The following is a 25,610-nucleotide window of genomic DNA, read 5'->3' as shown; positions in this document are numbered from 1 at the left end:
GCACGAACGACGTGCACGTGCACACCGACGGGAGAGACCCACCATGTACCAGCAGATGATCTTCGTGAACCTGGCGACCGACGACGTGGCCGCGTCCCGGAAGTTCTTCACCGAGCTCGGCTACACGATCAACCCGCAGTTCTCCACCGACGACTGCTCGTGCGTCGTCATCAGCGACACGATCATCGCGATGCTGCTCAGCAAGCAGCGCTACGCCGACTTCACCAAGAAGGAGATCGCGGACGCCAGGAAGACCAGCGAGGTGCTGATCTGTCTGAGTGCCGAGAGCCGCGAGAAGGTCGACGAGCTGGTCGAGAAGGCCCTCGCCGCCGGTGGCACCGTGAGCGGCGAGACCCAGGACCACGGCTACATGTACGGCCGCGCATTCGACGACCTCGACGGGCACACCTGGGAGGTCATGTGGATGGACCCGGCGGCGGTGCAGGGCTGAGCGAGACGGCGGGACACGGGGCCGCCCAGGACGTTCAAACGTCTGCGCGGTTAATAAAACGGCAAAGCCAACGCCCTTGCGGGGCATATGCGTTGACAGTTCTGACGGAGCGCTTATAGACCTGAGCCTCCTGGGGGTGCCGGGGCAGCCGCGTCCTCCGTGGTCGCCCCAACGCCCCCTTCACCCCCCGCAATTGCGCATCCCGTGAAGGGCCAAGGCCATCTTGTCCATATCACTGTCCCGCCGCACCGCACGTTCCGTGCGCATCCTGGGCGTCGCCGCCTCAGCCGCCGCACTCGCGCTCGGCGTCGCAGGCAACGCGCTCGCGTGCAACATCAGCGAGTTCTCCGCCGAAGCCACGTGCGCCGGCGGCAAGGGCGTCATCGTCGTCACCGACAAGGACGGGTCCGGTACCCCGGCCGTTGTCTCCGTGTTCCTGGAGAACAACGGCGCCGACGCGAGGAAGGTCGGCACCCAGGAGGTCAAGGGCTCCGCCCAGGGCACCACCGTCACCTTCGCCGAGGACTGGCAGCCGAACGCCGTCTACCGCATCCACGTCCAGGCCCGAGGCACCAAGGTCGACAACGACATCAGCCCCAACCTGACCACCCCGTCCACGGCCTGTGCGCCGGCCACGCCGAGCGCACCGGCCACCCCGTCGAAGCCGGCCACCCCGACCCCGTCCGCATCGGCGTCGTCGGCGACGCCGTCGACCCCCGGCTCTGCGACTCCGGCTCCGTCCGAGTCGCAGAGCAGCACCGCTCCCGCGGGCACCGTGAGCAACGCTCCCTCGCCCGCCGCCGGTGACTCCAACCTCGCCGAGACCGGTGCGAACTCCAACACCGGCCTGATCGCCGGCATCGCGGCCGCCCTGGTCGTCGTCGGCGGAGGCGCGGTCTTCTTCGGCCTGCGCCGCCGTGGCGCGAGCAACGGTCGCTGACGACGCGCCTCCGTACGCCGTACGCCTCCGTACGCCGCCCGTGTGGCCCGTCCCCGAAACCGGGGGCGGGCCACACGGCTTTCACGCCGGCCGCGTGATCAGCCGAGCACCACGACGTCCGCCGGGTCGAACTCCACCCCGACCTCGTCCCCGACCTCCGGTGCCGATCGCAGCGGGCAGGCCGCCTCCAGGCGGGGCGCGTCCTGCGGCTGGAGGTGGACGGCGACGTGGGTGCCCTGGAAGGTACGGGCGGCGACCCGGCAGCGCAGGCCCTCGTCGGTGGGGACCAGACGGACACCGGCGGGCCGTACGACGAGGCTGCGGGCGCCCTGCGGGGCGTCCTCGGGCACCGGCACCTTGCCCCACGGGGTGACCGCCGCCTCTCCCTCGACCCTCGCCTCGACGACGTTCTCGAAGCCGAGGAAGCGGGCCACGAAGGCGTCCGCCGGCCGCTGCCACACCTCAAGGGGCGTACCGGACTGGGCGATCCGGCCCTCCCGCATCACCACCACCCGGTCGGCGAGCGCGAACGCCTCGCCCTGGTCGTGGGTGACGGCCAGCACGGTGGTGCCCAACCTCCCGAACAGCTCCCGCAGTTCGACGACAAGGCGTTCGCGCAGCGAGCGGTCGAGCTGGCCGAGGGGTTCGTCGAGCATCAGCAGCCGGGGCCGGGGCGCGAGGGCGCGGGCGAGGGCCACCCGCTGCTGCTCACCGCCGGAGAGCGCGGCCACGGCCCGGGCACCGGCCCCCGGCAGCCCGACCAGGTCCAGCAACTCCCCCACCCTGGCGGCCCGTTCACCCTTCGACGCGCCGCGCATCCGCAGTCCGAAGCCGACGTTCCCGGCCACGTCCCGCTGCGGGAAGAGCTGGTGGTCCTGGAACATCAGGCCGACCTCGCGCCGGTGCGCCGGCACCCCCGACTGGTCCCGCCCGTCGAGCAGCACCCGCCCGGAGTCCAGCGGCTGGAGTCCGGCCACCGCCCGCAGCAGCGTCGACTTGCCGCTGCCGCTGGGTCCGAGCACACACACGATCTCGTGCTCGGCGACCGCGAGATCGACGGCATCGAGCGCGGCCCGCCCGCCGAAGCGGACGGTCGCGGCCTGAAGGCCCAGCAGCATCTAGAACTCCCCGCTCCGGTCGGTGCGCAGCCGTTCGAGGACGAGCAGCGCCACCGCGCACACCACCATGAGAATCGTCGACAGGGCCATGGCCTGCCCGTAGTTGAGGTCGCCCGGACGTGACAGCAGCCGAGCCACGGCGACCGGCAGGGTCGGGTTGTCGGGCCGGGCGATGAACACGGTCGCCCCGAACTCCCCCAGCGACACCGCGAAGGCGAACCCGGCGGCGACCAGCAGCGCCCGCCGCACCATCGGCAGATCGACCTCCCGCCACACCCGCCACGGCGACGCCCCGAGCACGGCCGCCGCCTCCCGCAGCCGTACGTCCACCGCGCGCAGCACCGGCAGCATGGTCCGCACCACGAAGGGCACGCCGACCAGGGCCTGGGCGAGCGGGACCAGCATCCAGGACTGCCTGAGGTCGAGCGGCGGCTCGTCCAGCGCGATCAGGAAGCCGAAGCCGACCGTCACGGCGGACACCCCGAGCGGCAGCATCAGCAGCGCGTCGAAGCCGCGCACGATCCGGCCGGAGTCACGGCGGGCGAGCGCGGCCGCGGCGAGGCCGCCCACGACCACGGCGACGGCGGTCGCGGCGGCGGCGTAGGACAGGGAGGCGCCGATGGCGTGGATCGGCGCGACCAGGAAGGTGCCGCCGTCGGCGTCGGTCAGCGCCCGGTAGTAGCCGAAGCCGGGCGCGGTGAGCGAGCGCTGCACCAGCACGGCGAGCGGCAGCAGCAGGAGCAGGGCGATCGTGGCGAGGACGGCGGCCAGCAGCGCCCACTGGCCCGCGCCGCGCGGGCGGCGGGCCGTGAGGGAGGCGTCCACCAGCTTCAGCGCGGTCTCCCGGCGCCGTACGGTCCACGCGTGCACGGCCAGGATCGCGCCCACCGCCAGGAACTGGACGATCGTCAGCACGGCCGCGGTGGACAGGTCGAAGATCTCGGAGGTCTGCCGGTAGATCTCCACCTCGAGGGTGGAGAAGGTGGGGCCGCCGAGGATCTGCACCACGCCGAAGGAGGTGAAGGTGAACAGGAAGACCATGAGCGCGGCGGCGGCGAGGGCCGGGGCCAGGGCGGGCAGGGTGACCTTGCGCCAGGCCGTCAGCGGCGAGGCGCCCAGCATCCGGGCGGCCTCCTCCTGCCGGGGGTCGAGCTGGGACCACAGCCCGCCCACCGTCCGTACGACGACCGCGTAGTTGAAGAAGACGTGGGCCAGCAGGATCGCCCACACCGTGGTGTCCAGCCGCAGGCCCCACAGCTCGTCGAGCAGTCCCCCGCGCCCGACCAGGGCGAGGAAGGCGGTGCCGACGACGACGGTGGGCAGCACGAACGGCACGGTGACCACGGCCCGCAGGACCTGGCGGCCGGGGAAGTCGAAGCGGGCGAGGACATACGCGCCGGGCAGCGCGACCAGCAGGGTGAGCGCGGTGGAGGCGAGCGCCTGCCAGGTGGTGAACCACAGCACGTGCCGGATGTCGGACTGCCCGAGCACGTCCGCGATCCGCCCGACGTGCCAGGCCCCGTCGTCCTTCAGACCGCGCCGGACGATCGCGGCGACGGGGTAGGCGAAGAACACCGCGAAGAACGCGACGGGCACGGCCATCAGGCCGAGCCGCGCCGCGTTCCCCTTACGGCTGCCCGTACGGTCCTCGCCGCCGGCTACTTCAGGACGAGCGAGGTCCACGACTTGACCCACTGGTCACGGTTGGCGGCGATCCTGTCGGGGGCCATGGTCTCGGGGTGCTTGGCCTGGGGGCCGTACTCCGTGAACTCCGGCGGCACCTGGGCGGCCTCGCGGACCGGGTAGACGAACATGTTCAGCGGCATGTCGTCCTGGAACTGCTTGGTGAGCAGGAAGTCGAGGAACGCCTTGCCGCCCTTGGTGTTCCGGGCGTTGTCGAGCAGTCCCGCGTACTCGATCTGCCGGAAGCAGGTGCCGTACGCCACCCCGGTCGGCGCGGTCTTCGGCTTCGGGTCGGCGTAGACGACCTCGGCGGGCGGCGAGGAGGCGTAGGAGACGACGAGCGGCCGGTCGCCCTTGGCCTTCTTTCCGCCGGCGGATCCGGAGAACTCCTGGTTGTAGGCCTGCTCCCAGCCGTCGACGACCTTGACGCCGTTGGCCTTGAGCTTCTTCCAGTAGTCCTGCCAGCCGTCGTCACCGTACTTGGCGGCGCTGCCGAGCAGGAAGCCGAGGCCGGGCGAGGAGGTGGCGGCGTTCTCGGTGACGAGCAGGTTCTTGTACTGCGGCTTGACGAGGTCGTCGAAGGAGGCCGGCGGGGTCAGCTTGTGATCGGCGAAGTACTTCTTGTCGTAGTTGACGCAGATGTCGCCGGAGTCGATCGGCGTGACCCGGTGCTTGGCCTCGTCGACCCGGTACTCGGGCAGCACCAGGTCCGAGCCCTTCGGCTGGTACGGCTGGAACAGGCCGTTGTCCAGGGCGCGGGAGAGCAGCGTGTTGTCGACGCCGAAGAAGACGTCGCCCTGCGGGTTGTCCTTGGTGAGGATGGCCTTGTTGACGGCCTGGCCGGCGTCGCCGTCCTTGAGGACCTTGACGGTGTAGCCGGAGCTCTTCTCGAAGTCCTGGAGCACGTTCTTGGAGACGGCCCACGAGTCGTGGCTGACGAGGGTCACGGTCTTGGAGTCCGCGGCCTCGGACGTCCCCTTGCCGTCGGTCGACCCGCACGCGGACAGCGTGACGAGGCCGAGTCCGACCGCCACGGCGACGAACGTCTTGTTGTGCACTGGTTTTCCTCCTGGGGGTTGGCCAGGAAGAGACGCGGCCCTGCCCGGGATCCGCGAGGATGCCCGGGCAGGGCGCAACAGCTCGAGTGATGACCGAACTTCCTACCCAGAATGACCTGGGCAAGGTTCAGAGGGTCTGCGGCCGGTGCCGCACTCTCAGCGCTGTGGCGCTCCCCTGTCGGAATATGAAGATATGGACGGTCACAGACTACCGCCCGGCCTCCACGCGGCCGTCGACCGGCCACCGTCCGGCTACCTCTCGGTGGCCGCCAGCTGTCCACACGCCCCGTCGATCTCCTGACCGCGGGTGTCCCGGACGGTCACCGGCACCCCGTGCGCCGCGATCGCCTCGACGAACGCCTTCTCGTCCTCGGGGCGTGAAGCGGTCCACTTGGATCCGGGGGTCGGGTTGAGCGGGATCAGGTTGACGTGCACCGGCTTGCCCTTGAGGAGGCGGCCGAGCCGGTCGCCGCGCCAGGCCTGGTCGTTGATGTCCCGGATCAGCGCGTACTCGATGGACAGCCGGCGCCCGGACTTCGCGCTGTACTCGAAGCCGGCGTCCAGCACCTCACGCACCTTCCACCGCGTGTTCACGGGGACGAGGGTGTCGCGCAGCTCGTCGTCGGGAGCGTGCAGGGAGATGGCGAGCCGGCACTTGAGGCCCTCGTCGGCGAACCGGTGGATCGCCGGGACCAGGCCCACCGTGGAGACGGTGATCCCGCGCTGGGAGAGCCCCAGCCCGTCCGGCTCGGGGTCGGTCAGCGCACGGATGGCACGGATCACCCGGTTGTAGTTGGCGAGCGGCTCGCCCATGCCCATGAAGACGATGTTGGACAGCCGCGCCGGCCCCCCGGGCACCTCGCCGTCCCGCAGAGCCCGCATCCCGTCGATGATCTGGTGCACGATCTCGGCGGTCGACAGGTTCCGGTCGAGCCCGGCCTGCCCGGTGGCACAGAACGGGCAGTTCATCCCGCACCCGGCCTGCGAGCTGATGCACATGGTCACCCGGTCCGGGTAGCGCATCAGCACCGACTCCACGAGCGTGCCGTCGAACAGCCGCCACAGCGTCTTGCGAGTGGTCCCCTGGTCGGTCGACAGATGCCGCACGACCGTCATCAGCTCGGGAAGCAGCGCCTCCTGCAGCTTGACGCGGGATCCGGCCGGGATGTCGGTCCACTGCTCCGGGTCGTGCGCGTACCGCGCGAAGTAGTGCTGCGAGAGCTGCTTGGCACGAAACGGCTTCTCACCGATCGCGGCCACGGCCTCCTTGCGCTCGGCAGGCGAGAGATCGGCAAGGTGCCGCGGCGGCTTCTTGGCTCCGCGCGGGGCGACGAAAGTGAGTTCTCCGGGCTTGGGCATGGTGGTACCAGTGTCGCAGATCCACTTGGGTGACCTGGGGCTGTCGCTTCCTACGACTGTCGTCAGCAGTCGTCACCGGTCGCCGCTGAGCGGCCTCGGACGGCCCGGAGACGGCCCAGGAACGGAGCGCCGCCGCGCTGCCGCAGGGCGCCCGGGGCCTCCGTCACCGGCGGCTCAGCGGGTGGTGTCGGAGCCGGAGCCCTTACGCGACAACGGTGCTCTGCCGACCAGGCCCGCGACGTCTGAACGCCATGGACGCCTGGGCCGGGCATGGAGACGGCGCCTCTTCCGTGTCACTCGTCTGCACTGTCGAAGGCGACGGCGGACAGCCGTCCGCTGAGGCTGGGACCTGACACAGGTGCGGCGCGCTGCCTCTTCCGGGAGCCGACCGGGCAAATGGGATCGCGGCACGGCGGAACGCACTGCCGAAGGTGAGAGAAGGTGTCTCCGCATGTCACACCACACGGCGATGGCGCCGGAGGCCACCTGGGTGGCCAGGTGGGCGGGAGCTCTGCTGTGTCTCGTGGTGGCCGCCATCCATGTCGTGGACCAAGGCGGCATCACGGCGACGAGAGACCCCTACTATGTCGGCGTCGCCTACCACGTCCTGGAGATCGCGGCCGTGGTCGCCGCCGTGCTGCTCCTCATCGGTCTCGTCAGACTGGGATGGCTGCTGGCAGCGGGGGTCGCCATCGGCCCCCTGCTGGGCTACATCTTCTCCAGGGGGACGGGACTTCCCGACTACAGCGACGACATCGGCAATTGGACGGAACCGCTCGGGCTGGTCAGCCTGGCCGTCGAGGGAGCCCTGCTCCTGCTGTCAGTGCCGCTCTTCGTGCGAAGCCTGCGCCGCAGAACCTAGGAAAGCTGCGCCGAGTAGCTCGTACACGCTCCCGCCCGGACTGCGAGTGTGACCGACGACAAGGGGTCAGCCCCGGAGGAAGCCCCTCCTGAGCCGCCCCTTCGTCCGGTGCCCCCGGCAGGATTCGACCCTGTGACACCCGCCTTGGGAGCGAGGTTGGCCGATCCTGGACCTGACGTCCGGTTTCCCTGCCTTGGACACAGTCCGGTGGAACTCACCCCTGCGGACCCTGGTTCCCCGTGAGTCCCCGTCCGTTCCGGCACGGGAGTGGCACGAGCCAGGGAACCTGCCCCGGACCTCTCGATGCGAACTACGGGCGAGCAGGTCATCGAGGTCATTCGACCTGACGGTTCATCACCGAGCGGGTCCGGCTCCTCGGTTGAGGGCTCCTCGGATCGGTGGCTCAGCTTTCCGGGTCGTACATGATCTCGCGCACCTCCTGTGCGCACCGGCACGCCCCGGCGATCTTCGCGGCCCACATCAGCGCGTCCTCGCGCGACGGGACCTCGATGATCGAGAAACCGCCGACGACCGCCTTGGTCTCGGGGAACGGTCCGTCCGTGACCGTGCCGTCGGTGGCCACGATGCTCGCCTGCTGACGTTCCACTCCGGCGCCGAAGATCCAGACACCTGCGTCCTTGGCCTCCTGGACCACCCGGTGGGATGCCTCGGCGACCGCCGGGAAGTCCTCCTCGGGGAAGGTCATCGATCCGTCGTCGAACGAGATCAGGTACCGCGACATCGTGTTCGCCTCCTTGTTCAGCGACCACCCGGCCGCCTCGTCACTGCTCCCGGTCCGACAGACCGCGTGTCAGCTACTCATCGGTAGTCTCGCCCCGCTTCAAGAGAGGTCTAGGGAGTCTCAATGGGTGAGTCAACCCCGAGAGATCTTGAAAACCGCCGTGACGCGAGCCACCGTGGGTTCAAATCCCAAACCCACCGCGCACGTGAACGGCCCCTGACCAGGCGAATCGGTCGGGGGCCGGTGCGTTGTGCCGTGCCCGCTCGTCACCCTGGTTCCCCGCGCTATCGGGCACGGAGGGGGCACGGGCCCCTTGGTTACCCGCCGGATAGCGATGATCAGTAGGTGGTCAGACACTCACCCGCAGTGCGGCCCGGCGCTTAGAAGAGAGGCGGGCGCTCACGCTTACTCAGGGCTCTGACGTGCGCGTTTACTGGTGCAGGGCTGCATCCCTCGGCCAACTTAACCGCGTATTCACCGGAGAAAGGCATTCCGGTGTGCATCCCGATGCCTGATGACCGCCGTGCAGAAGAGGACTGATGCTGGTCAACCAGGAAAGTGGCGCAGGGTCAGTAGCCCCCACGGAGAACTGCCGCCCCGGTCCGCAACAGGATCGACAGGTCCAGGCCCATCGACCAGTTGTCTACGTAGTAGAGATCGAGCCGGACCGCCTCGTCCCAGGGCAGGTCGGAGCGTCCGCTGACCTGCCACAGTCCGGTGAGGCCGGGCTTGACGAGCAGCCGGCGCCTGATGTCCGGCGGGTAGGCCGCCACCTCTTCGGGCAGCGGCGGCCGTGGACCGACGAGGGACATGTGGCCCATGACGACGTTGAGGAGCTGTGGCAGATCGTCGAGTGACCTGCGGCGCAGGAAGGCGCCGAACCGGGTGATCCGCGGGTCGTGGCGCAACTTGAACAGCGGACCGTCGCTGTTCTCGATCGAATGCGCAAGCGTCGCCTGGAACGCTTCAGCATCCCGATGCTTGCTGGGCTGACCTGTGCCGGAGCGCTACGGGGCCTGACTGCCGGCGACCTGGTTCCCGCCATTCCCCGTGGTTCCCCGCACGATCTTGCACGGTTCTGGCACGACTGTTCCCCCACTCATCCGAAGACCAGGTCGAGGCAGCAGTCGCCGCTCTCCACGTTGCGGGAGAAGCGGGCAGGGGCCAGGCAGCCGCCGGAATGGGGCCCCGGGCCTTATCGGCGGACGGCCCGGTCAATCAGCTGCCGGCCCAGGGCCGGCCCCGGCCCACCGAAAAGCCCCCCTCTTTGCGGCGGGAACCGCAGGTAGGGGGCTTCTTCAGTGTGAGTTTGGAGAGCGCGCTGTCGGATCTCGCCGGCCGGGGGATCAGGGCCGGGGAGATCCAGCCGGGCGCCCAGCAGGTGCGGTTCGCGGCGGTGCTCGACCCGGACGGCAACCGGGTCACGCCGATCGAGAATCCGGTGACGTAGCCGCTCCAGGCGCGGCGGGGGTGGTCAGGACAGGATGCCGACGACGGCGGTGACGACCCAGGAGACGTACGTCTTCGTCCGGTGCCAGCCGTTGCAGTACCGCCGCGGCCTGCGCCGTCCGCCCTGTGCGATGAGCGCCTCGCACCAGCGGCACGGCAGGTCGCCGTGGTAGGTGCCGTCCTTCTCCAACCGTGCCCGCCCCATGGGCCGAACCCTAGCCGCGGGTCCCGCCCAGGGGGAGGTGCGGTCGTCAGCCGCCTCCGACGAACAGCACCAGGAGCAGCCACACCACCGGGGCCGTCGGCAGGAGGGAGTCCAGGCGGTCCATGATGCCGCCGTGGCCCGGGAGCAGGGTGCCCATGTCCTTGATGCCCAGATCGCGTTTGATCATGGACTCGCCGAGGTCGCCGAGGGTGGCGCTGGCGGCGACGGCGAGGCCGAGGACGAGGCCCTGCCACCAGGCGCCGTCGTCGATCAGGAACTGCAGGCACAGCGCCCCCGCCACCATCGCGAAGGCGACCGCGCCGAACAGGCCCTCGCGGGTCTTGCCGGGGCTGATGCGCGGGGCGAGCTTGTGCTTGCCGAAGCGCCAGCCGACGGCGTACGCGCCCGTGTCGCTGACCACTGTGAGGATCAGGAAGGTCAGGACGCGGAACGGGCCGTCGTCCGCGGTGAGCATCATCGCCACGAACGTGGCCAGGAACGGAACGTAGAACGCCGCGAAGACGCCCGCGGTGACGTCCCTGAGGTAGCCCTCCGGCGGCTGTGTCATCCGCCAGACCAGGACCGCGAGCGCGGTCAGCGCCATCGCCACCCAGGCGCCCTCGGCGTCGCGGACGTATCCGGCGACCACCATCGCGGCGCCGCCGACCGCCAGCGGCACCAGCGGAGCCCTGATGCCCTTGCGCTCCTCCAGCCGCTTCGTCAGCTCCCACAGGCCGACCACGACCGCGACCGCGATCACGCCGACGAACACGGCCTTGACGATGAACAGCGAGGCGATGATCACCACGCCGAGCCCGAGGCCGACTCCTATGGCAGCGCCCAGGTCACGGCCCGCGCTCTTCTTCTGCGGCGCGGGCGCCGGCTGCGGGGCGTCGGGCATGGGCTCCGGATTCTGCTGTGCCGTCCCGTGGGCGGGCGGCGTCTGCGGCGTGTCGTAGGGCCGGGGCTGGGCCGCCTGGTACGGCTGCGGGTCGTAGGCCCCCGGCTGCGGGTCATGAGGCTGCCGCGGGTGCGGCTGTGCGTCGTAGGACTGCGGGTACGGCTGTGCGTGCTGCGGCCTGCCGTACTGCTGTGGCTGCTGCTGCGGATGCGGCCGCGACGTCTCGTCTCGGAACAAGGGGCCGCCCGTCCGAGCGGCCCCCCGGTCGGTCTCCTGGTTTCCGCCGTCTGCGGGCACCTCGGGCACGATGGGCATGGGGCGAGTCTGCTGGGCGCCCTGCGCACCGTACGCGGGGTCCGCCGGGGCGGCCCCCGGGACGGGTCCCTGGGCGGGTGACCGGTCCGTGGGCCCCCAGTACCCGGCTTGCGGCGGCGCTCCCCAGGAAGAGTCGTTCATCAGACCTCGAGCAGCTCCGACTCCTTGTGCTTCAGGAGCTCGTCCACCTGCGCGACGTACTTCGCGGTGGTGTCGTCGAGCTCCTTCTCCGCACGGCGGCCCTCGTCCTCGCCGACCTCGCCGTCCTTGATCAGCTTGTCGATGGCGTCCTTGGCCTTGCGGCGCACGGAGCGGATGGACACCTTGGCGTCCTCGCCCTTGCCCTTGGCGACCTTGATGTACTCGCGGCGGCGCTCCTCGGTGAGCTCGGGGAAGACCACCCGGATGATGTTGCCGTCGTTGCTCGGGTTGACGCCCAGGTCGGAGTCCCGGATCGCCTGCTCGATGTTGCGCAGCGCGCTCTTGTCGAACGGGGTCACGACCGCCATCCGCGGCTCCGGCACGGAGAACGAAGCCAGCTGGTTGATCGGCGTCGGCGCACCGTAGTAGTCGGCCACGATCTTGTTGAACATCGCCGGGTGCGCACGGCCGGTGCGGATCGCGGCGAAGTCCTCCTTGGCGACCACGACGGCCTTCTCCATCTTCTCCTCGGCCTCGAGGAGGGTCTCTTCGATCACCACTTGCTCCTGCGTGTCTTGAGTGGAACCGGCTGCGGTTCCTTGTCGGGGCCGGCGGCCGGCTGCGTCGCGTCTTCTTCCTGCACGGTTCCCGACCGGCAGGACATTGTCCATCCCCCGGTCAGGGTCCGTCGGTGTTGCCGGTCAGTCCCGGCTGCCGTGATCACCCACAAGTGTGCCGATCTTCTCACCCTTGACGGCGCGGGCGATATTGCCCTCCGCAAGAAGCTCGAAGACGAGGATCGGGAGCTTGTTGTCACGGCACAACGTGATCGCCGTGGCGTCGGCGACCTTCAGGTCGCGCGTGATGACCTCGCCGTAACCGAGGGAGTCGAACTTCACGGCGTCCGGGTTGGTCTTCGGGTCGGCGTCGTACACCCCGTCCACGCCGTTCTTGCCCATGAGCAGCGCCTCGGCGTCGATCTCCAGGGCGCGCTGGGCGGCGGTGGTGTCGGTGGAGAAGTACGGCATGCCCATACCGGCGCCGAAGATGACCACACGGCCCTTCTCCAGGTGGCGCACGGCGCGCAGCGGGATGTAAGGCTCGGCGACCTGGCCCATGGTGATGGCGGTCTGGACCCGGGACTGGATGCCTTCCTTCTCCAGGAAGTCCTGCAGCGCGAGGCAGTTCATCACGGTGCCGAGCATGCCCATGTAGTCAGAGCGGGCGCGGTCCATGCCGCGCTGCTGGAGTTCGGCGCCGCGGAAGAAGTTGCCGCCGCCGATCACGACCGCGATCTGGGCGCCGTCCCGTACGACGGCCGCGATCTCGCGGGCGATGGCGTGCACCACGTCCGGGTCGACGCCCAGGCCCCCACCGCCGGAGAATGCCTCTCCGGACAGCTTCAGCAGAAACCGGCCGGTCACTTTGCCGTCGTCGCTCTTCTGGGCCTTGGTGGTCATGGAGATCCCGCCTCTGTTACGTGGTGCACATGCGAAGAAGGCCATTGCCGGTGGGGCGTGTTTCGCATCCCATGCAGCGGCAATGGCCTCCTCGTCAGATCTGCTGTCGTGTGTCACGCGCGCGTGCGTGGTGGCACTCGCGGGCGACGTGGACGACTGCTGTCGACCCTATCGGGCCGGGCGTCCGTCGCGATACGGACTTCGGCCTCAGATGCCGACCTTGATGCGCGTGAAGCGCTTCAGGGTGACACCGGCCTCGTCCAGAACCTTCTGGACCGACTTCTTGTTGTCCAGCGCGTAGGGCTGGCCGAGCAGGGTGGCGTCCTTGAAGAAGCCGTTCAGACGACCCTCGACGATCTTGGCGATCGCGGCCTCGGGCTTGCCCTCGGCGCGGGTGGTCTCCTCGGCGATGCGACGCTCGGACTCGACGACGTCGGCCGGGATCTCGTCCTTGGAGAGGAACTTCGGCGCGAAGGCGGCGATGTGCTGGGCGACGCCCTTGGCGACCTCGGCGTTCGGCTTGTCGAGCTCGACGAGGACACCGATCTGCGGGGGCAGGTCGGGCATCGTGCGGTGCATGTAGGCGGTGACGAAGCCGTCCGAGAACTGCGCGAAGCGGTCCAGGACGATCTTCTCGCCCAGGTTGGCGTTGGCCTCGTCCACGAACGCCTGGACGGTCTTGCCGGCCTCGATCTCGGAGGCGAGCAGGGCCTCGAGGTCGGCCGGGGAGGTCTTGGCGACGTGCTCGGCGATGGCCTTGGCGACGGCCTGGAACTTGTCACCCTTGGCGACGAAGTCCGTCTCGCACTTCAGCTCGACGAGGACACCGGAGGAGTTGTCGTCGGCGATGATCGAGACCACGGCGCCGTTCTCGGCGGAGCGGCCCTCGCGCTTGGCGACGCCCTTCTGGCCCTTGATGCGCAGCGCCTCGACAGCCTTCTCGACGTTGCCCTCGGCCTCGTCCAGCGCCTTCTTGCAGTCCATCATGCCGGCGCCCGTGAGCTCACGGAGCTTCTTGACGTCGGCGGCGGTGTAGTTCGCCATGAGTCTGTGAATCTTTCTCGAAGTCTGGAAGATCGAAGATCAGGGGGTCCGCGGGGCCCGTGCCCCCTCAGGGAGCCTCTCGCTCGTCGAGCAGGGCCCGCTGACGCGCCGCTGACCTACGGGTGAACGGCGGGAGCGGACTTCATGCACCGCTCCCGCCGTCAACACTGACGCTGACGGGTCAGGCCTGCTGCTCGCCCTCGGCGGCCGGGGCCTCTTCGGCCGGAGCCTCGGCAGCAGCGGCAGCCGGGGCCTCGGCAGCGGCGGCCTCGGCCGGCTTCTCGGCCTCGGCGGCCGGAGCCTCTTCGGCCTTCTTCTCACCCTCGAGCAGATCGCGCTCCCACTCGGCGAGCGGCTCGCCCGCGGCCTTCTCGCCCTTCTCACCGGCGGCCACGCCGGAGCGGGCGATGAGGCCCTCGGCGACGGCGTCGGCGATCACACGGGTGAGCAGGGTGACGGAGCGGATCGCGTCGTCGTTGCCCGGGATCTTGTAGTCGACCTCGTCGGGGTCGCAGTTGGTGTCGAGGATGGCCACGACCGGGATGTTGAGCTTCCGGGCCTCGCCGACCGCGATGTGCTCCTTCTTGGTGTCCACGATCCAGACGGCGCTGGGCACCTTCTGCATCTCGCGGATACCGCCGAGGGTCTTCTCCAGCTTGGCCTTCTCGCGGGAGAGGACCAGCAGCTCCTTCTTCGTGAGGCCGGAGGCGGCCACGTCCTCGAAGTCGATCTGCTCGAGTTCCTTCAGGCGCTGCAGGCGCTTGTAGACGGTCGAGAAGTTGGTGAGCATGCCGCCCAGCCAGCGCTGGTTGACGTAGGGCATGCCGACGCGGGTGGCCTGCTCGGCGATGGCCTCCTGCGCCTGCTTCTTCGTGCCGACGAACATGACCGTGCCGCCGTGGGCGACGGTCTCCTTGACGAACTCGTAGGCGCGGTCGATGTACGACAGCGACTGGAGCAGGTCGATGATGTAGATGCCGTTGCGCTCGGTGAAGATGAAGCGCTTCATCTTCGGGTTCCAACGACGGGTCTGGTGACCGAAGTGGACGCCGCTCTCCAGCAGCTCCCGCATCGTGACGACGGCCATGGCCGTTCTCCTTGAGTTTCTCGGTTGTGCCGCGGATGCCGGACGGCTTCCGCGCCTGACGCCCGCGGCGCGCCGTGCCACGAAGGACCGAGGGGCGCTGACACCGGCCGTTGCCGGCCAGAGTGTCGGGGCGTGCGAAGTCGACCCGGTGACCCGGATCGCCATCAGAAGTGTACGGGACCCGGGAGGCGCCGGGTGACGCCGCTACCGACAACCGGTGAGTTGTCCACAACCGCCGGGTTGTCCACAGGCTCCGGCGGGGTGCGGCGGGGGTGCGGGACCGTGGGGCCATGTGCGCAATGGGCGGGAAACGACGGGTGGGCGTGCGGCTCGGACTGCTGCTGGGGACGGTGGTGGCCCTGCTCGCGTCGGTGGCATGGGCGGGCGGGGGCGGTGCTCCGGCTCCGCAGGGGGCTGCCGGGCGGGTGGCAGTGGAGACGCCCAGGCCGGCGGCGGCAGCGGACGGGGCGGTGCCGGCGGCGGTGGGCCGCTTCTGGCCGGTGGGGGTACGTCCGCCGGTGCTGCGCGGCTGGGAGCCGCCGGCGACGGAGTACGGCCCCGGGCACCGGGGTGTGGACCTGGCGGCGCCACCGGGTGCTCCGGTACGGGCAGTGGCGGCCGGCCGGGTGTCCTTCGCGGGCCCGGTGGCGGGACGGGGCGTGGTGTCCGTGGAGCTGGCGGGTACGGGCGCCCCTCCCCTGCGGACGACCTACGAGCCGGTGCGCCCCGCGGTGAGGGAGGGCGATGAGGTGGACGCGGGCGAGGCGCTCGGCACGGTGGAGCAGACGGCACCGGGCGGCGCCTCGCACTGCGCGACGGGCTGCCTGCACTGGGGCCTGCTGAGAGGAGGGGCGTACCTGAACCCCCTCCTGCTCCTCCCCCCGTGGCTGCTGAACCCGGCTCCGCCGAGGCTGCTGCCGGTACTGGGCGTGCCGTTGCCGACCTAGGAGGTGTCTCGTCGATCATGCCGGGCTCGCGGCGCCTGGCACCGCTCCCTGATCCGCCCTGATCGACGAGACACCCCCTAGCACGCACAACCTCAGCCGCGTACCCCCCGCAGCGCCATCCCCACCGCCGCCTCCGCCACGACCGAGGGCTCCTCCGCGGCTCCCAGCTCGATCCTCCGCACGGCCGCGTCCACCACGCCCTGCAGCAGCATCGCCGCCAGCCGGGGCTGCCCGTGGCCCAGCTCCCCCAGCGCTTCGACGATCATCGCGACGAGCTCGCCGTGCGCGGCGCGGATCTTCTCGCGCGCCCCCGCGTCCAGCTCGCTCGCCGAGATCGCCACCACGGCCCGGTGCCGCCGGTCCCCGACGAGTTCCAGCTGCTTGCGGACGTACGCCTCGACCTTGGCCGCCGGGCCGTCGGCCGCGGCCATCGCCGCCGAGACCTCCGCGGCCCACACCGGGAAGTCGACCTCGCACAGCACCTCGACCACGGCGGCCCGCGACCGGAAGTACTCGTACACCGACGACCGCGCCAGCCCCGTCCGCTCGGCCAAGGCGGGGAAGGTCAGCGCCTCCGTCCCGCCTTCGGACAGCAGGGTCCGCGCCGCGTCCAGCAGGGCGGCTCGCTGCATCGACCGGTGCTCGGCCACGGAGGCCGCTCGAATCCTTGGCACGTCGACCACTGTACGGAGGCGCCACCCGGGTCGGGGCGGCCCGGGTCCCGGCGGGTCATGCCCGCGGGTCGGGCCCGCGGATCAGGCCCACGGATCAGGCCCGGCGGGGTCAGCGGCCGAAGCTCGCCAGCTTGGCGCGCAGTTGCAGCACCGACTTGGTGTGGATCTGGCTGACCCGGCTCTCGGTCACTCCCAGCACGTTGCCGATCTCGGCGAGTGTGAGGCCCTCGTAGTAGTACAGCGTGACGACGGTCTTCTCCCGCTCGGGCAGGGTGTTGATCGCCCGGGCCAGGAACCGGCGCAGCTCCCGGTCCTCGGCCACCTCCACCGGGTTGTCGGCGGCGGTGTCCTCCAGCGTGTCCATGAGGCTCAGCCGGTCGCCGCCCTCACCGCCCACGTGCAGCAGCTCCTCCAGCGCCACCACGTTGGCCAGTGACAACTGGCTGAAGACGGCGTGGAGTTCGTCGACCGCGATGCCCATCTCGGCGGCCACCTCGCTCTCCGACGGGGTGCGCCGCAGCCGGGCCTCCAGCGTGGCGTACGCCCGCTCGACGTTCCGCGCCTTCTGCCGCACCGAGCGGGGGATCCAGTCCAGTGCGCGCAGTTCGTCGATCATGGCGCCCCGGATCCGGGTGATCGCATAGGTCTCGAACTTGATCTCCCGGTCGATGTCGAACTTCTCGATCGCGTCGATCAGCCCGAAGACCCCCGAGGACACGAAGTCGGCCTGCTCCACGTTGGGCGGCAGGCCCACGCTCACCCGCCCCGCCACATACTTCACCAAGGGTGAGTAGTGCAGGATCAGCTGCTCACGCAGCCGGTCGTCCCCCGTCGCCTTGTACGACCGCCACAGCTCGTCGAGCGTCGAGGGAGCGGGCGGCCGCACGCTGCCACCGTCGCGGGCGGCTGGGGGGATCTCCGCCCGGTCGGAGCCGGAGGTGTGCTGGGGCATTCGTCGCCTTGTGCCGTTCTGCCGTGGGTGCGGCTTCCTGGGTGAGTTGTCGTATGGGTCGGGGATCGGGTTTCTGTATCGGAACCACGTGAGCGTAGCGTGACTGGAGTGTCGCGGTGCGCGAACGGCGGGGCGCGGGGCGTGCGCAGATTCGTTCCGCAGGGCGCTCCACCGGGTCAGCCGCGTCACCCTGGGTGACCGGCGAAACGCCCAACTGCGGGAATTTACGCAGGCGTCGGCGTTCCCCCGGACGGTCGAACACGCTCGGTCAGCACCCCTCCCGGCCGGCCCGGACGGAGATCATCGCCTGGCGTGTCAACTTCCATCCGTCGCCATGTCGTTCGACGTAACCAAGCGATCGGAGCTCGTACAGTCTCGCGACCGCGTCGTCCGGCGTCGTCCGGGCGCCGCGGGCGATCTCGGCCGCGTCCGCCGCGCCGCGCCCGGGGAGCGCGGCCAGGACCTGCCGGGCCTCCGGTTCCAGCAGGTCGCGCGGGAGAACGGGGCCGCGCCGGTCCGGGGCCAGCTCGCCCATGTCGCCGACCAGCTCGACGACTTCCGCGGCGTCGGTGACCAGCGCCGCCCCGCCGCGCAGCAATTCGTGGACACCGGCGGAGAGCGCGCTGGTGGCCGGGCCGGGCACCCCCATGGTGTGACGGCCCAGCCGCTGTGCGGCCCGGGCGGTGACCAGCGAACCGCTGCGGTAGGCGGCCTCCACGACCACCGTGCCGCGGGTGAGGGCCGCGATGACTCTGTTGCGGACGATGAACCTGTTCGGCGTCGGGTGGTCGCCGGGAGGCAGTTCCCCGACCACGAGTCCCTGCTCGGCGATCCTGTTGATCAGCTCGGTGTGCCCGCGTGGATAGGGCCGGTCGACGCCGCAGGCCAGGACGGCGACGGTGGCACCGCCGCTGCCGAGCGCGCCGCGGTGCGCGGCGCCGTCGACTCCGTAGGCGCCCCCGGACACCACCACCCAGCCGCGTTCGGCGAGCCCGGCGGCGAGGCAGGCGGCCATGTGGGCGCCGTACTCGGTGCAGGCCCGGGCGCCGACCAGGGCGACCGACCGCAGCGCCCACATCCGCAGGCTGGCCCGGCCGCGCACCCACAGTCCGGTGGGGCGGGCGTCGCCCAGGTCGTCGAGCTGGGCGGGCCACTCGGTGTCGCCGGGGCGCACGAACCGCACCCCGGCGTCCCGGGCGACGGCGAGGTCCCGTTCGGGATCGGCCCGCGCGGCCCGTGCGCACAGTCCGGCCCATCGCTTGTCGGACACCCCGGCGAGCCGCGGCGCGCCCTCCCGCAACCGCCGCACCAGGGCCACGGCCCCCAGTTCCCTCACCCACCGCCCTGCTGTCTCGTCCCCCGGCTCGACGACCCGGCTGAGAAAGACCCGGGCAAGCAGCTCACGCCCGCCATCGGCGCCACGGCCGCCGTCAGGGCCACGCCCGCCGGCAGGGCCGGGCACGCCATGAGCACCACGCCGGCCGTCCGGGCCACGCCCGCCGTCCGCGTCACGCTCGGCGTTCCGCCCGCCCCCGGCGCTCCGCTGCGGGGTCATGCGGGTGTCCCGATGGTCATGGGTACGCCGCGGGGGACCCCGGTGCGCAGTTGCAGTGCCAGGGCGACGTCGGAGGCGTCCGGGCGGTCGTGGCCGGCGAGGTCCGCCACCGTCCAGGCGACCCGGAGGACCCGGTCGAGTCCGCGGGCCGTGAGCACACCGCGTTCCAGATTGCGCTCCGCCTCGTCCAGCGCGCCGGCCGCCGCGTGCCAGCGGCTGCGCAGCTCACGCCCCGGCACCTCGCTGTTGGTCCGCCAGGGCGTGTCGGCCAGCCGTGCCGTCGCGCGCTCCCGGGCGGCCCGCACCCGGTCGGCCACCGCCGCCGTGGACTCCCCCCGGGCGTCGCGGGTGAGCTCCGACCGGGTGACCGGGTCGACCTCGACCCGCAGGTCCACCCGGTCGAGCAGCGGTCCGGAGAGCCGGGCCTGGTAGCGCCGGACGGCCGAGGGCGGGCACTCGCACAGGCTGTCGCGCTGCGAGAACCGGCCGCAGGGGCACGGGTTGGCCGCGAGCACCATCAGGAACGTCGCGGGAAAACGCACGACCCCGGCGCTGCGGGCGATCACCACGTGCCCGGCCTCCAGGGGCTGGCGCAGGGCGTCGAGGGCGTGGCTGCTGAACTCCGGGGCCTCGTCCAGGAAGAGCACGCCGCGGTGGGCGAGGGAGACGGCGCCGGGGCGGGCGACGCCGGGTCCGCCGCCGACGAGTGCCTGCATCGTCGCGGAGTGGTGCGGCGCGCAGTAGGGGGCGAGGTCGATGAGCGGTTTGCCCGGTGGCAGCAGCCCGGCCACCGAATGGACCGCCGTGACCTCCAGGGACTCCTGCCGGCCGAGCGGGGGCAGGATCCCGGGCAGTCGCTCGGCGAGCATGGTCTTGCCCGCGCCGGGCGGTCCCTCCAGGAACAGGTGGTGTCCCCCGACCGCGGCGACCTCCACCGCCGTGCGCGCGGAGATCTGGCCGACGACGTCGGCGAGGTCGTGCCCATGGTCGTGCTGGCCGGCGCCCACGCTGTGCATGCCGGTGGCCGCACCGGTGCCGGGCACGCGCAGCCCGGCGAGGAACGGATCGGGCCGTCCCTGCTCGTCCGGGTCCTCCTCGGGCACGGGTTCGTCGGTCAGTACGGCGATCAGCTGGCGCAGGCTGCGGACGCCGAGCACGGAGATTCCGGGCACCAGTGAGGCCTCGGCGGCCGCGCACTCCGGCACGACCACCTGTTCATAGCCGGCGTCCGCGGCGGCCAGCACCGCCGGGAGGATGCCCCGCACGGGCCGCACCCGGCCGTCCAGGCCGAGTTCCCCGATCATCACGACGTCGGCCAGTACCCGGGGGTCGATCCGCTCGGCGGCACCGAGCACCGCGCAGGCCACGGCCAGGTCGAAGCCGCTGCCGGCCTTGGGCACGGAGGCCGGGCTGAGTCCGACGGTGAGCTTCTTCTGCGGCCACTCGGCACCGGAGTTGACCACCGCCGCCCGCACCCGGTCCCGGCTCTCGGTCAGGCTCTTGTCCGGCAGCCCCACCAGGGTGAAGGCGGCGACACCCGGTTCGAGGTCGGCCTGGACCTCGACGACCACGCCCTCGACGCCGACGAGGGCCACGGAGCACGTACGCGCGAATCCCATCAGGCCGCCCCCCGTACGTGCTCGACGCGGGGCGCGCCGCGCCGGGGCAGCAGGACGCCGACGAGGTCGATGCGGACGCCGCCCGGGGGTGCTCCTCCGTGGGCGGCGATCCAGCGTTCCGCCAGCGCGCGCAGCCGCAGGGTCTTCTCCGGTGTGATCGCGGCCATCGGATGCTGGAAGGTGCCCGCCCTGCGGGTCTTCACCTCGCAGACGACCAGGACGTCCCCGTCCCGGGCCACGATGTCGATCTCACCGGTCCTGCCGCAGCGCCAGTTGCGCTCCAGGACCGTCATGCCGGTTCCGGCCAGCCGGCGGGCGGCGAGGTCCTCGCCGTACCTGCCGAGTCCGTTGCGTGCTTTGCTCATGTCGGCACCACCTCCGGCGCCAACGGTCACGCAACCGGCCCGGCGGAGTGGATCTTGGTGGGCTACTCACCGGTTGTGGACAACTCCGTCACTCACACGAGTGGTCTTCCCCACCACGGTCCGCCGCCGCCCCACGGCCGTCACCCGCTGGGCAGCTCCAGGTCGCTCTTGTTCAACTCCTCAATGTTCACGTCCTTGAACGTGAGGACACGCACCTGCTTCACGAACCGGGCCGGCCGGTACATGTCCCACACCCAGGCGTCAGCCATCGTCACCTCGAAAAACACCTCACCCTGGACCGAGTGCACCTGCATCTCGTAGTCGTTGGTGAGGTAGAAGCGCCGCTCGGTCTCGATCACGAATTTGAACAGACCGACGACATCGCGGTACTCCCGGTAGAGCTTGAGCTCCATCTCGGTCTCGTACTTCTCGAGGTCCTCGGCGCTCATGGCATGTTCCCCTTCAGCCGTACGGTCCCCCCATTGTGCGCCAGTCCCGCGAGCCCCTAGACGATTTCGGTGTCCAGAGTCACGGGCCCGGCCGGAGGACCTTCGTCGAGCAGTGTGCGCAGCAGCTCGGCGAGTCTGGTCGGATACACCGTCTCACGTGCCCGGGCCAGTTCCTGACACGTCCACCAGCGCGCTCCGGCGACGCTGCGCCGCTCCAGTTCCGTCAGGGCCGTCGCGGCGGTCGCCGTCTGGGTCGTACGGGCCAGGTAGTACCACTCGTCCTGGTCCCAGCGGCGGCCCGCGAACGGGAAGGAGCACCGGCGCCGCCACAGCACCGGCCCGAGCTCGACCTCGGTGATGCCGGTCTCCTCCGCGAGCTCCCTCAGAGCGGCCTCCTGGCGGCTCTCCTCGCCCTCCAGGCCACCGCCCGGCGTGAACCACCAGTCGTCGGCCGGATCGTCCGGCTCATGGCCGTGGAGGAGCAGGATGCGGTCCGCGGGGTCGAGCAGGACCACCCGGGCCACCTTGCGCAGCCCGTCGCCGGCCACGTCCTGGGTCTCAGCAAGCACCGGCCGGCTCCGTCCGGGCGCGGGCACGGGAGCGGCCCAGCCGCTTGGCGATCGGACCGTAGGCGCCACCGGCGAGGACCAGGACGGCGCCGACGACGACCAGCAGGACGATCGTGCGCAGCGGTCCCGGCCGGGAGAGGGCGCCCAGCTGCTCGAAGCCGGTGGGGCGCTCCAGCATGCCCTTCATGGGCCAGACGACGGCGTCGACCCGGGCGGTCACGTCGGCGCGGGCCACGGTGCCCTTGGCCGCGTCGTCGAGGTGGGCGCTGGAGTCAAGGGAGCCCTGGCGTTCGTCGCCGAGCAGGAACAGGCGGCCCTCGGGGACCTTCACGGTCGGGATGTTCTTGTCCTCGGCGACGCCGCCCTTCAGGTACGGCTCGTCGATCGGCTTGCCGTTGACGGTCAGCTTGCCCTGCGTGCAGCAGGCGACCGTGTCACCGCCGACGGCCACCACGCGCTTGACCACGGGCGCGTTCGACACCCAGCTCTTGTCGTAGAAGACGACGACGTCACCGCGGCGGATCTCGTCGCCGTCGACGCGCTGGGCGAGCACCCGGTCGCCCATGGCGATCGTCGGCGTCATGGAACTGGTGGGGACGGTGTACGGCCGGTAGACCACCGCCGCCCACGCGAATCCGCCGAGGAACAGCACCAGACCCAGCGCCACGGCCAGTCCGGACAGTCTCTGTCCCGTCCTGCCGCCCGCCGGGCCCGTGCCTGTGCCGCCGCTGCGCGGGGCCGTACGCGTCGTGCTCTCGCCACCCATGGACCCGCACCCTACCGGGCGGTACCCAGGCGGGGCAGCCCCTGCCGTGCCTGCGGGGAAGAGCTCCACGGCGGCTTCACACAGGGCGGGGCGCCACGAGCGGCTTCACCGCCAGGCCCCGCCCAGGGGACGCGGCCCGTACACGCGGAACGCCCCCGCCGAAGGGCCCTCAGCGGCTCCCGGCGGCCGTCGTCCTGTCGCCCGTGCCGCTCTCGGCCTTCGCGGTCCGCCTGCGGCGCCACACCACCAGCGGTACGGCCGCGCTGAGCGCCACGCCGCCCGGGGCCACCGTCAGGGCGCCCGCGGCCGAGGGCTGCTGCTGGCCGAGACCCGGCTGGTCGAAGGTGTCGGGCACGGGCAGGGTGCCCCAGCGGTTGATCGGCCAGGCCCGCACGATGGCGCGTCCGACGACGTCCTTGACCGGGACCATGCCGTGGTTCTTGTCGGCCTGGTTGTAGCGCGAGTCCCGGGAGTTCTGCCGGTGGTCGCCCATGACCCAGATGTAGCCGGCGGGCACGGTCACCTTGAACTGGCCGCCCTGGTCGTCCTGGCTGCACGGCGTGTTGCCGGGGTAGACGTACGACGACTCCTCCAGCGCCTTGCCGTTGACGATCAGGGGCCCGGTGCCGTGACACTCGACGGTGTCGCCGCCGACGCCGACGACTCGCTTGATCAGGTCCTTCTCCTCAGCGGACGGCATCAGGCCGATCCAGCTGAGCACCGTCTGCAGGGCGTTGGGCTTGGCCGTCGGCTCACCGGCCAGCCAGTCGTCCGGGTCGTGGAAGACGACGACCTCGCCGCGGTCGGGCTCGGAGCCGAACCAGGGGGTCAGCTTGTCGACCAGGACCCGGTCACCGCGCTGCAGGGTGTCCTGCATCGAGTCGGACGGGATGGAGAACGCCTGGACGAGGAACGTCTTGATCAGCAGCGCGAGCACCAGCGCGATGCCGATCAGGATCGGCAGTTCCTTCCAGAAGGAGCGGGGTTTCCTCGCCTCCGAGGTGGTCTCGCCGGTCCCGTGTTCATCGGTCTGGTTGTGCTCGGTCACCCTGTCGTCCTCGGCCGCTTCGCTCTCACTCCCGGAGGCCACGGCGGGGTGCGCGGGGCGGGCCGCCGCATCCACGGGGTGTCCGCGGTGCTCCTCGCCGTCGCTGCCGGACCGTGCGCCAACCGCCACATCCCCCACGCCAACTCCTTACTCCGTGCCGCTGCCCGCGCCACGCCCGGCGCAGGCCCACCACTCCCATAACGAGCGGGAGTTCCGCAGGGGTCGGGAGCTGAACCGATCTGTTGGGATCGTCCGGGGCAACCCTATGCGACAGGCGGGCGGCGGCGGTCGACCCGGCCGCCGCGTCGGACACGGCGGCGAAGGTTTTCGGCTCCTTCAGTGTGCTCCAGTGGCCGAGCGGCCAGCCGATGACCATGGCCCGGCCCACGACGGATTTCTCCGAGACCGTGCCGCCGTACGGCGTGTTGCGGTGCGCGCGCGAGTCGGCGGAGTTGCCCCGGTGGTCGCCCATCACCCACAGCCGTCCCGGCGGAACCGTGATGTCGAACGGCTGCTCCGAGGGCGTGTCACCCGGATAGATGTAGTCCCCCTCGTTCAGGGGAACGCCGTTCACGGTGACCCGCCCCTGCGCGTCGCAGCACTTGACGTGGTCGCCGCCGACGCCGATGACCCGCTTGATGAGGTCCTTCTCGTTGTCGGAGGGCAGCAGGCCGATGAAGGTCAGGCCCTCCTTGACCTGCTTGACCCCGACCGGGTCGTTCTTCTTCGTGGTCTGCTCGCCCGCCAGCCAGCCGCCCGGGTCGTGGAAGACGACCACGTCCCCGCGCTGCGGCTCGGAGCCGAACCACGGGGTGAGCTTGTCGACCAGCACCCGGTCGCCGATGCGGATCGTCTGCTCCATCGAGCCCGACGGGATCACGAAGGCCTGCACGAGGAAGGTCTTCAGGACCAGGGCTATGAGCACGGCGACGCCGACCAGGAGAGGGATCTCCCGGACGGCGGAGCGCCTGCGCTTGCGCTTGACCTTGCGCTGCAGCTTGCGCCGCTCCGCGCGGGTGCGGCCGCCGGCCGGACCGCCGGCGCGCCGGGCCCCGGTGGGCAGCAGCTCGTCGGCGGCGCTGACCGGCGCGCCACGTGGTTTGCCGCGGTTACCCATGGGCGCCGTCCGCGTGGTCGGCGGCCGGCACGCGCGCGTAGGCACCGGGGCGGGTGAGGTGGGTCCAGTGGCCGTAGGGCCAGACGATCCAGTCGGCCCGGCCGACGACGTCGCCGACGGGGATCATGCCGCCGCCCGGGGAGCCCAGATGGTCGCGGGAGTCGCTGGAGTCGCTGCGGTGGTCACCGAGGACGAACAGGGTCCCGTCGGGCACGGCGACGTCGAAGGGCACCGTGGAGGGGCGGTCGCCGGGGTACAGGAAGGTCGACTCGTCGACCGGCCGGCCGTTCACCTCGATCCTGCCCTCCTTGTCGCAGCAGACCACATGGTCACCCCCCACACCCACAACGCGTTTGATGTAGTCGGCGTGCCCGAAGTAGCCGGTGCCGTCGAACACGACGACATCGCCGCGCCGCGGCGCGGCTCCGAAACGGTACGCCAACTTGTTTACGAGAACGCGGTCCCCGATCCTCAATCCCTGTTCCATGGATCCGCTCGGGATCTGGAACGGTTGCAGCACGAACGTGTTGAGGAGCAGGACGAAGACCAGGCAGATCAGCACGGTCAGGGTGATCCGCCCACCGGGCAGCCATTCGGTGATCCCTGCCACCAACGACGAACGCGACCGGTCCTCCGGCCCCCGCGCACCGGGAGCCTGTTCGGCTCCGGCGTCGGAGGGGCGGGAGGAGCGGTCGCGCTCCGTCGACTGTGCTTCGGTGTCCATCGGGGCGGAA

27 protein-coding genes and 1 pseudogene are annotated in these 25,610 nt (G+C 71.0%); 5 read left to right on the top strand and 23 right to left on the bottom strand.

Annotated features, from left to right (window positions below; genetic code table 11):
* The first annotated feature begins 43 nt into the window (after positions 1-43).
* Together IE318_RS15210 and IE318_RS15205 are read left to right on the top strand one after the other, a co-directional pair.
* Complete coding sequence (locus tag IE318_RS15210) at positions 44-451, top strand: VOC family protein (protein WP_030168176.1); 408 nt, start codon at positions 44-46, stop codon at positions 449-451.
* A gap of 229 nt (positions 452-680) precedes the next feature.
* A complete protein-coding gene (locus IE318_RS15205) occupies positions 681-1,391 on the top strand; it encodes an LAETG motif-containing sortase-dependent surface protein (protein WP_189900678.1) in 711 nt (236 codons plus the stop codon).
* A gap of 98 nt (positions 1,392-1,489) precedes the next feature.
* Here IE318_RS15205 and IE318_RS15200 read toward each other — a convergent pair whose 3' ends face one another.
* From IE318_RS15200 to rlmN, 4 genes are all read right to left on the bottom strand, one after another.
* Positions 1,490-2,509 (bottom strand): ABC transporter ATP-binding protein, encoded by a 1,020-nt coding sequence (locus IE318_RS15200; protein WP_189900598.1) that lies wholly within the window; start codon positions 2,507-2,509, stop codon positions 1,490-1,492.
* Positions 2,510-4,111 (bottom strand): ABC transporter permease, encoded by a 1,602-nt coding sequence (locus tag IE318_RS15195; RefSeq protein ID WP_189900676.1) that lies wholly within the window; start codon positions 4,109-4,111, stop codon positions 2,510-2,512.
* 56 nt (positions 4,112-4,167) lie between these two features.
* Positions 4,168-5,250, bottom strand: coding sequence for a thiamine ABC transporter substrate-binding protein (locus tag IE318_RS15190; RefSeq protein ID WP_189900596.1), 1,083 nt, complete (start codon positions 5,248-5,250; stop codon positions 4,168-4,170).
* A gap of 252 nt (positions 5,251-5,502) precedes the next feature.
* Positions 5,503-6,609, bottom strand: coding sequence for a dual-specificity RNA methyltransferase RlmN (rlmN, locus tag IE318_RS15185; protein ID WP_189900594.1), 1,107 nt, complete (start codon positions 6,607-6,609; stop codon positions 5,503-5,505).
* Positions 6,610-7,060: 451 nt separating this feature from the next.
* On the opposite strand from rlmN, the gene IE318_RS15180 reads away from it, so the two are divergent.
* Positions 7,061-7,471: a hypothetical protein gene (locus IE318_RS15180; protein WP_030168195.1), complete on the top strand. Its 411-nt coding sequence runs from the start codon at positions 7,061-7,063 to the stop codon at positions 7,469-7,471.
* 403 nt (positions 7,472-7,874) lie between these two features.
* Here IE318_RS15180 and IE318_RS15175 read toward each other — a convergent pair whose 3' ends face one another.
* Entirely contained in the window at positions 7,875-8,213 is a 339-nt protein-coding gene (locus IE318_RS15175; protein ID WP_189900592.1) for a YciI family protein, read from the bottom strand.
* A 569-nt stretch (positions 8,214-8,782) separates the two neighbouring features.
* Positions 8,783-9,169 (bottom strand): annotated as a pseudogene (locus IE318_RS15170) (sugar transferase); the annotation flags it as partial.
* A 347-nt stretch (positions 9,170-9,516) separates the two neighbouring features.
* Here IE318_RS15170 and IE318_RS15165 point away from each other — a divergent pair.
* A complete protein-coding gene (locus IE318_RS15165; protein WP_229903526.1) occupies positions 9,517-9,663 on the top strand; it encodes a hypothetical protein in 147 nt (48 codons plus the stop codon).
* 24 nt (positions 9,664-9,687) lie between these two features.
* Here the strand turns inward: IE318_RS15165 and IE318_RS15160 are convergent, their stop codons facing one another.
* The 6 genes from IE318_RS15160 to rpsB form a co-directional block, all read right to left on the bottom strand.
* On the bottom strand, positions 9,688-9,867 hold the full coding sequence (locus IE318_RS15160) for a hypothetical protein (protein ID WP_189900590.1): 180 nt from the start codon (positions 9,865-9,867) through the stop codon (positions 9,688-9,690).
* 46 nt (positions 9,868-9,913) lie between these two features.
* Positions 9,914-11,224, bottom strand: a complete 1,311-nt coding sequence (locus tag IE318_RS15155; protein WP_373311175.1) for a phosphatidate cytidylyltransferase — start codon at positions 11,222-11,224, stop codon at positions 9,914-9,916.
* A complete protein-coding gene (gene frr / locus IE318_RS15150) occupies positions 11,224-11,781 on the bottom strand; it encodes a ribosome recycling factor (protein ID WP_030168208.1) in 558 nt (185 codons plus the stop codon). Before frr ends, IE318_RS15155 begins: the two co-directional genes overlap by 1 nt.
* Before the next feature lie 144 nt (positions 11,782-11,925).
* Positions 11,926-12,684, bottom strand: coding sequence for a UMP kinase (gene pyrH, locus IE318_RS15145; protein ID WP_030168212.1), 759 nt, complete (start codon positions 12,682-12,684; stop codon positions 11,926-11,928).
* A 207-nt stretch (positions 12,685-12,891) separates the two neighbouring features.
* On the bottom strand, positions 12,892-13,728 hold the full coding sequence (tsf, locus tag IE318_RS15140) for a translation elongation factor Ts (RefSeq protein WP_030168216.1): 837 nt from the start codon (positions 13,726-13,728) through the stop codon (positions 12,892-12,894).
* Between the two features lie 181 nt (positions 13,729-13,909).
* Positions 13,910-14,815, bottom strand: a complete 906-nt coding sequence (rpsB, locus tag IE318_RS15135) for a 30S ribosomal protein S2 (protein WP_189900586.1) — start codon at positions 14,813-14,815, stop codon at positions 13,910-13,912.
* Positions 14,816-15,114: 299 nt separating this feature from the next.
* On the opposite strand from rpsB, the gene IE318_RS15130 reads away from it, so the two are divergent.
* Entirely contained in the window at positions 15,115-15,762 is a 648-nt protein-coding gene (locus IE318_RS15130) for a murein hydrolase activator EnvC family protein (protein WP_189900584.1), read from the top strand.
* A gap of 92 nt (positions 15,763-15,854) precedes the next feature.
* On the opposite strand, the gene IE318_RS15125 is transcribed toward IE318_RS15130, so the two are convergent.
* The 11 genes from IE318_RS15125 to lepB (IE318_RS15075) form a co-directional block, all read right to left on the bottom strand.
* Positions 15,855-16,412 carry a TetR/AcrR family transcriptional regulator gene (locus IE318_RS15125; protein ID WP_030168226.1) on the bottom strand — a complete coding sequence of 186 codons (558 nt, stop codon included), beginning with the start codon at positions 16,410-16,412 and terminating at the stop codon, positions 15,855-15,857.
* Between the two features lie 133 nt (positions 16,413-16,545).
* Positions 16,546-17,388 carry an RNA polymerase sigma factor WhiG gene (gene whiG / locus IE318_RS15120; RefSeq protein WP_189900581.1) on the bottom strand — a complete coding sequence of 281 codons (843 nt, stop codon included), beginning with the start codon at positions 17,386-17,388 and terminating at the stop codon, positions 16,546-16,548.
* A gap of 268 nt (positions 17,389-17,656) precedes the next feature.
* Complete coding sequence (dprA, locus tag IE318_RS15115; RefSeq protein ID WP_189900579.1) at positions 17,657-18,943, bottom strand: DNA-processing protein DprA; 1,287 nt, start codon at positions 18,941-18,943, stop codon at positions 17,657-17,659.
* Positions 18,940-20,562 (bottom strand): YifB family Mg chelatase-like AAA ATPase, encoded by a 1,623-nt coding sequence (locus IE318_RS15110; protein WP_189900570.1) that lies wholly within the window; start codon positions 20,560-20,562, stop codon positions 18,940-18,942. The genes dprA and IE318_RS15110 overlap by 4 nt, the downstream gene beginning before the upstream one ends.
* On the bottom strand, positions 20,562-20,957 hold the full coding sequence (locus IE318_RS15105; RefSeq protein WP_107473269.1) for a YraN family protein: 396 nt from the start codon (positions 20,955-20,957) through the stop codon (positions 20,562-20,564). Before IE318_RS15105 ends, IE318_RS15110 begins: the two co-directional genes overlap by 1 nt.
* A gap of 110 nt (positions 20,958-21,067) precedes the next feature.
* Positions 21,068-21,376: a DUF2469 domain-containing protein gene (locus IE318_RS15100; protein WP_030168242.1), complete on the bottom strand. Its 309-nt coding sequence runs from the start codon at positions 21,374-21,376 to the stop codon at positions 21,068-21,070.
* A 56-nt stretch (positions 21,377-21,432) separates the two neighbouring features.
* The gene (locus IE318_RS15095) at positions 21,433-21,945 is read right to left on the bottom strand and encodes an NUDIX hydrolase (RefSeq protein WP_189900568.1); all 513 of its coding nucleotides are present in this window, start codon (positions 21,943-21,945) and stop codon (positions 21,433-21,435) included.
* Positions 21,935-22,711, bottom strand: coding sequence for a signal peptidase I (gene lepB / locus IE318_RS15090; RefSeq protein ID WP_189900566.1), 777 nt, complete (start codon positions 22,709-22,711; stop codon positions 21,935-21,937). Before lepB (IE318_RS15090) ends, IE318_RS15095 begins: the two co-directional genes overlap by 11 nt.
* Before the next feature lie 169 nt (positions 22,712-22,880).
* Positions 22,881-23,897, bottom strand: coding sequence for a signal peptidase I (lepB, locus tag IE318_RS15085; protein WP_189900564.1), 1,017 nt, complete (start codon positions 23,895-23,897; stop codon positions 22,881-22,883).
* Entirely contained in the window at positions 23,785-24,876 is a 1,092-nt protein-coding gene (gene lepB, locus IE318_RS15080; protein ID WP_030168256.1) for a signal peptidase I, read from the bottom strand. Before lepB (IE318_RS15080) ends, lepB (IE318_RS15085) begins: the two co-directional genes overlap by 113 nt.
* Positions 24,869-25,600, bottom strand: a complete 732-nt coding sequence (lepB, locus tag IE318_RS15075) for a signal peptidase I (protein WP_189900562.1) — start codon at positions 25,598-25,600, stop codon at positions 24,869-24,871. The genes lepB (IE318_RS15080) and lepB (IE318_RS15075) overlap by 8 nt, the downstream gene beginning before the upstream one ends.
* Positions 25,601-25,610 lie beyond the last annotated feature (10 nt).

Origin of the sequence: Streptomyces spiralis, assembly GCF_014654675.1 — a bacterium.
GTDB classification, from domain to species: Bacteria; Actinomycetota; Actinomycetes; order Streptomycetales; family Streptomycetaceae; genus Streptomyces; species Streptomyces spiralis.
This window is presented reverse-complemented; position numbering and strand designations above follow the sequence as displayed.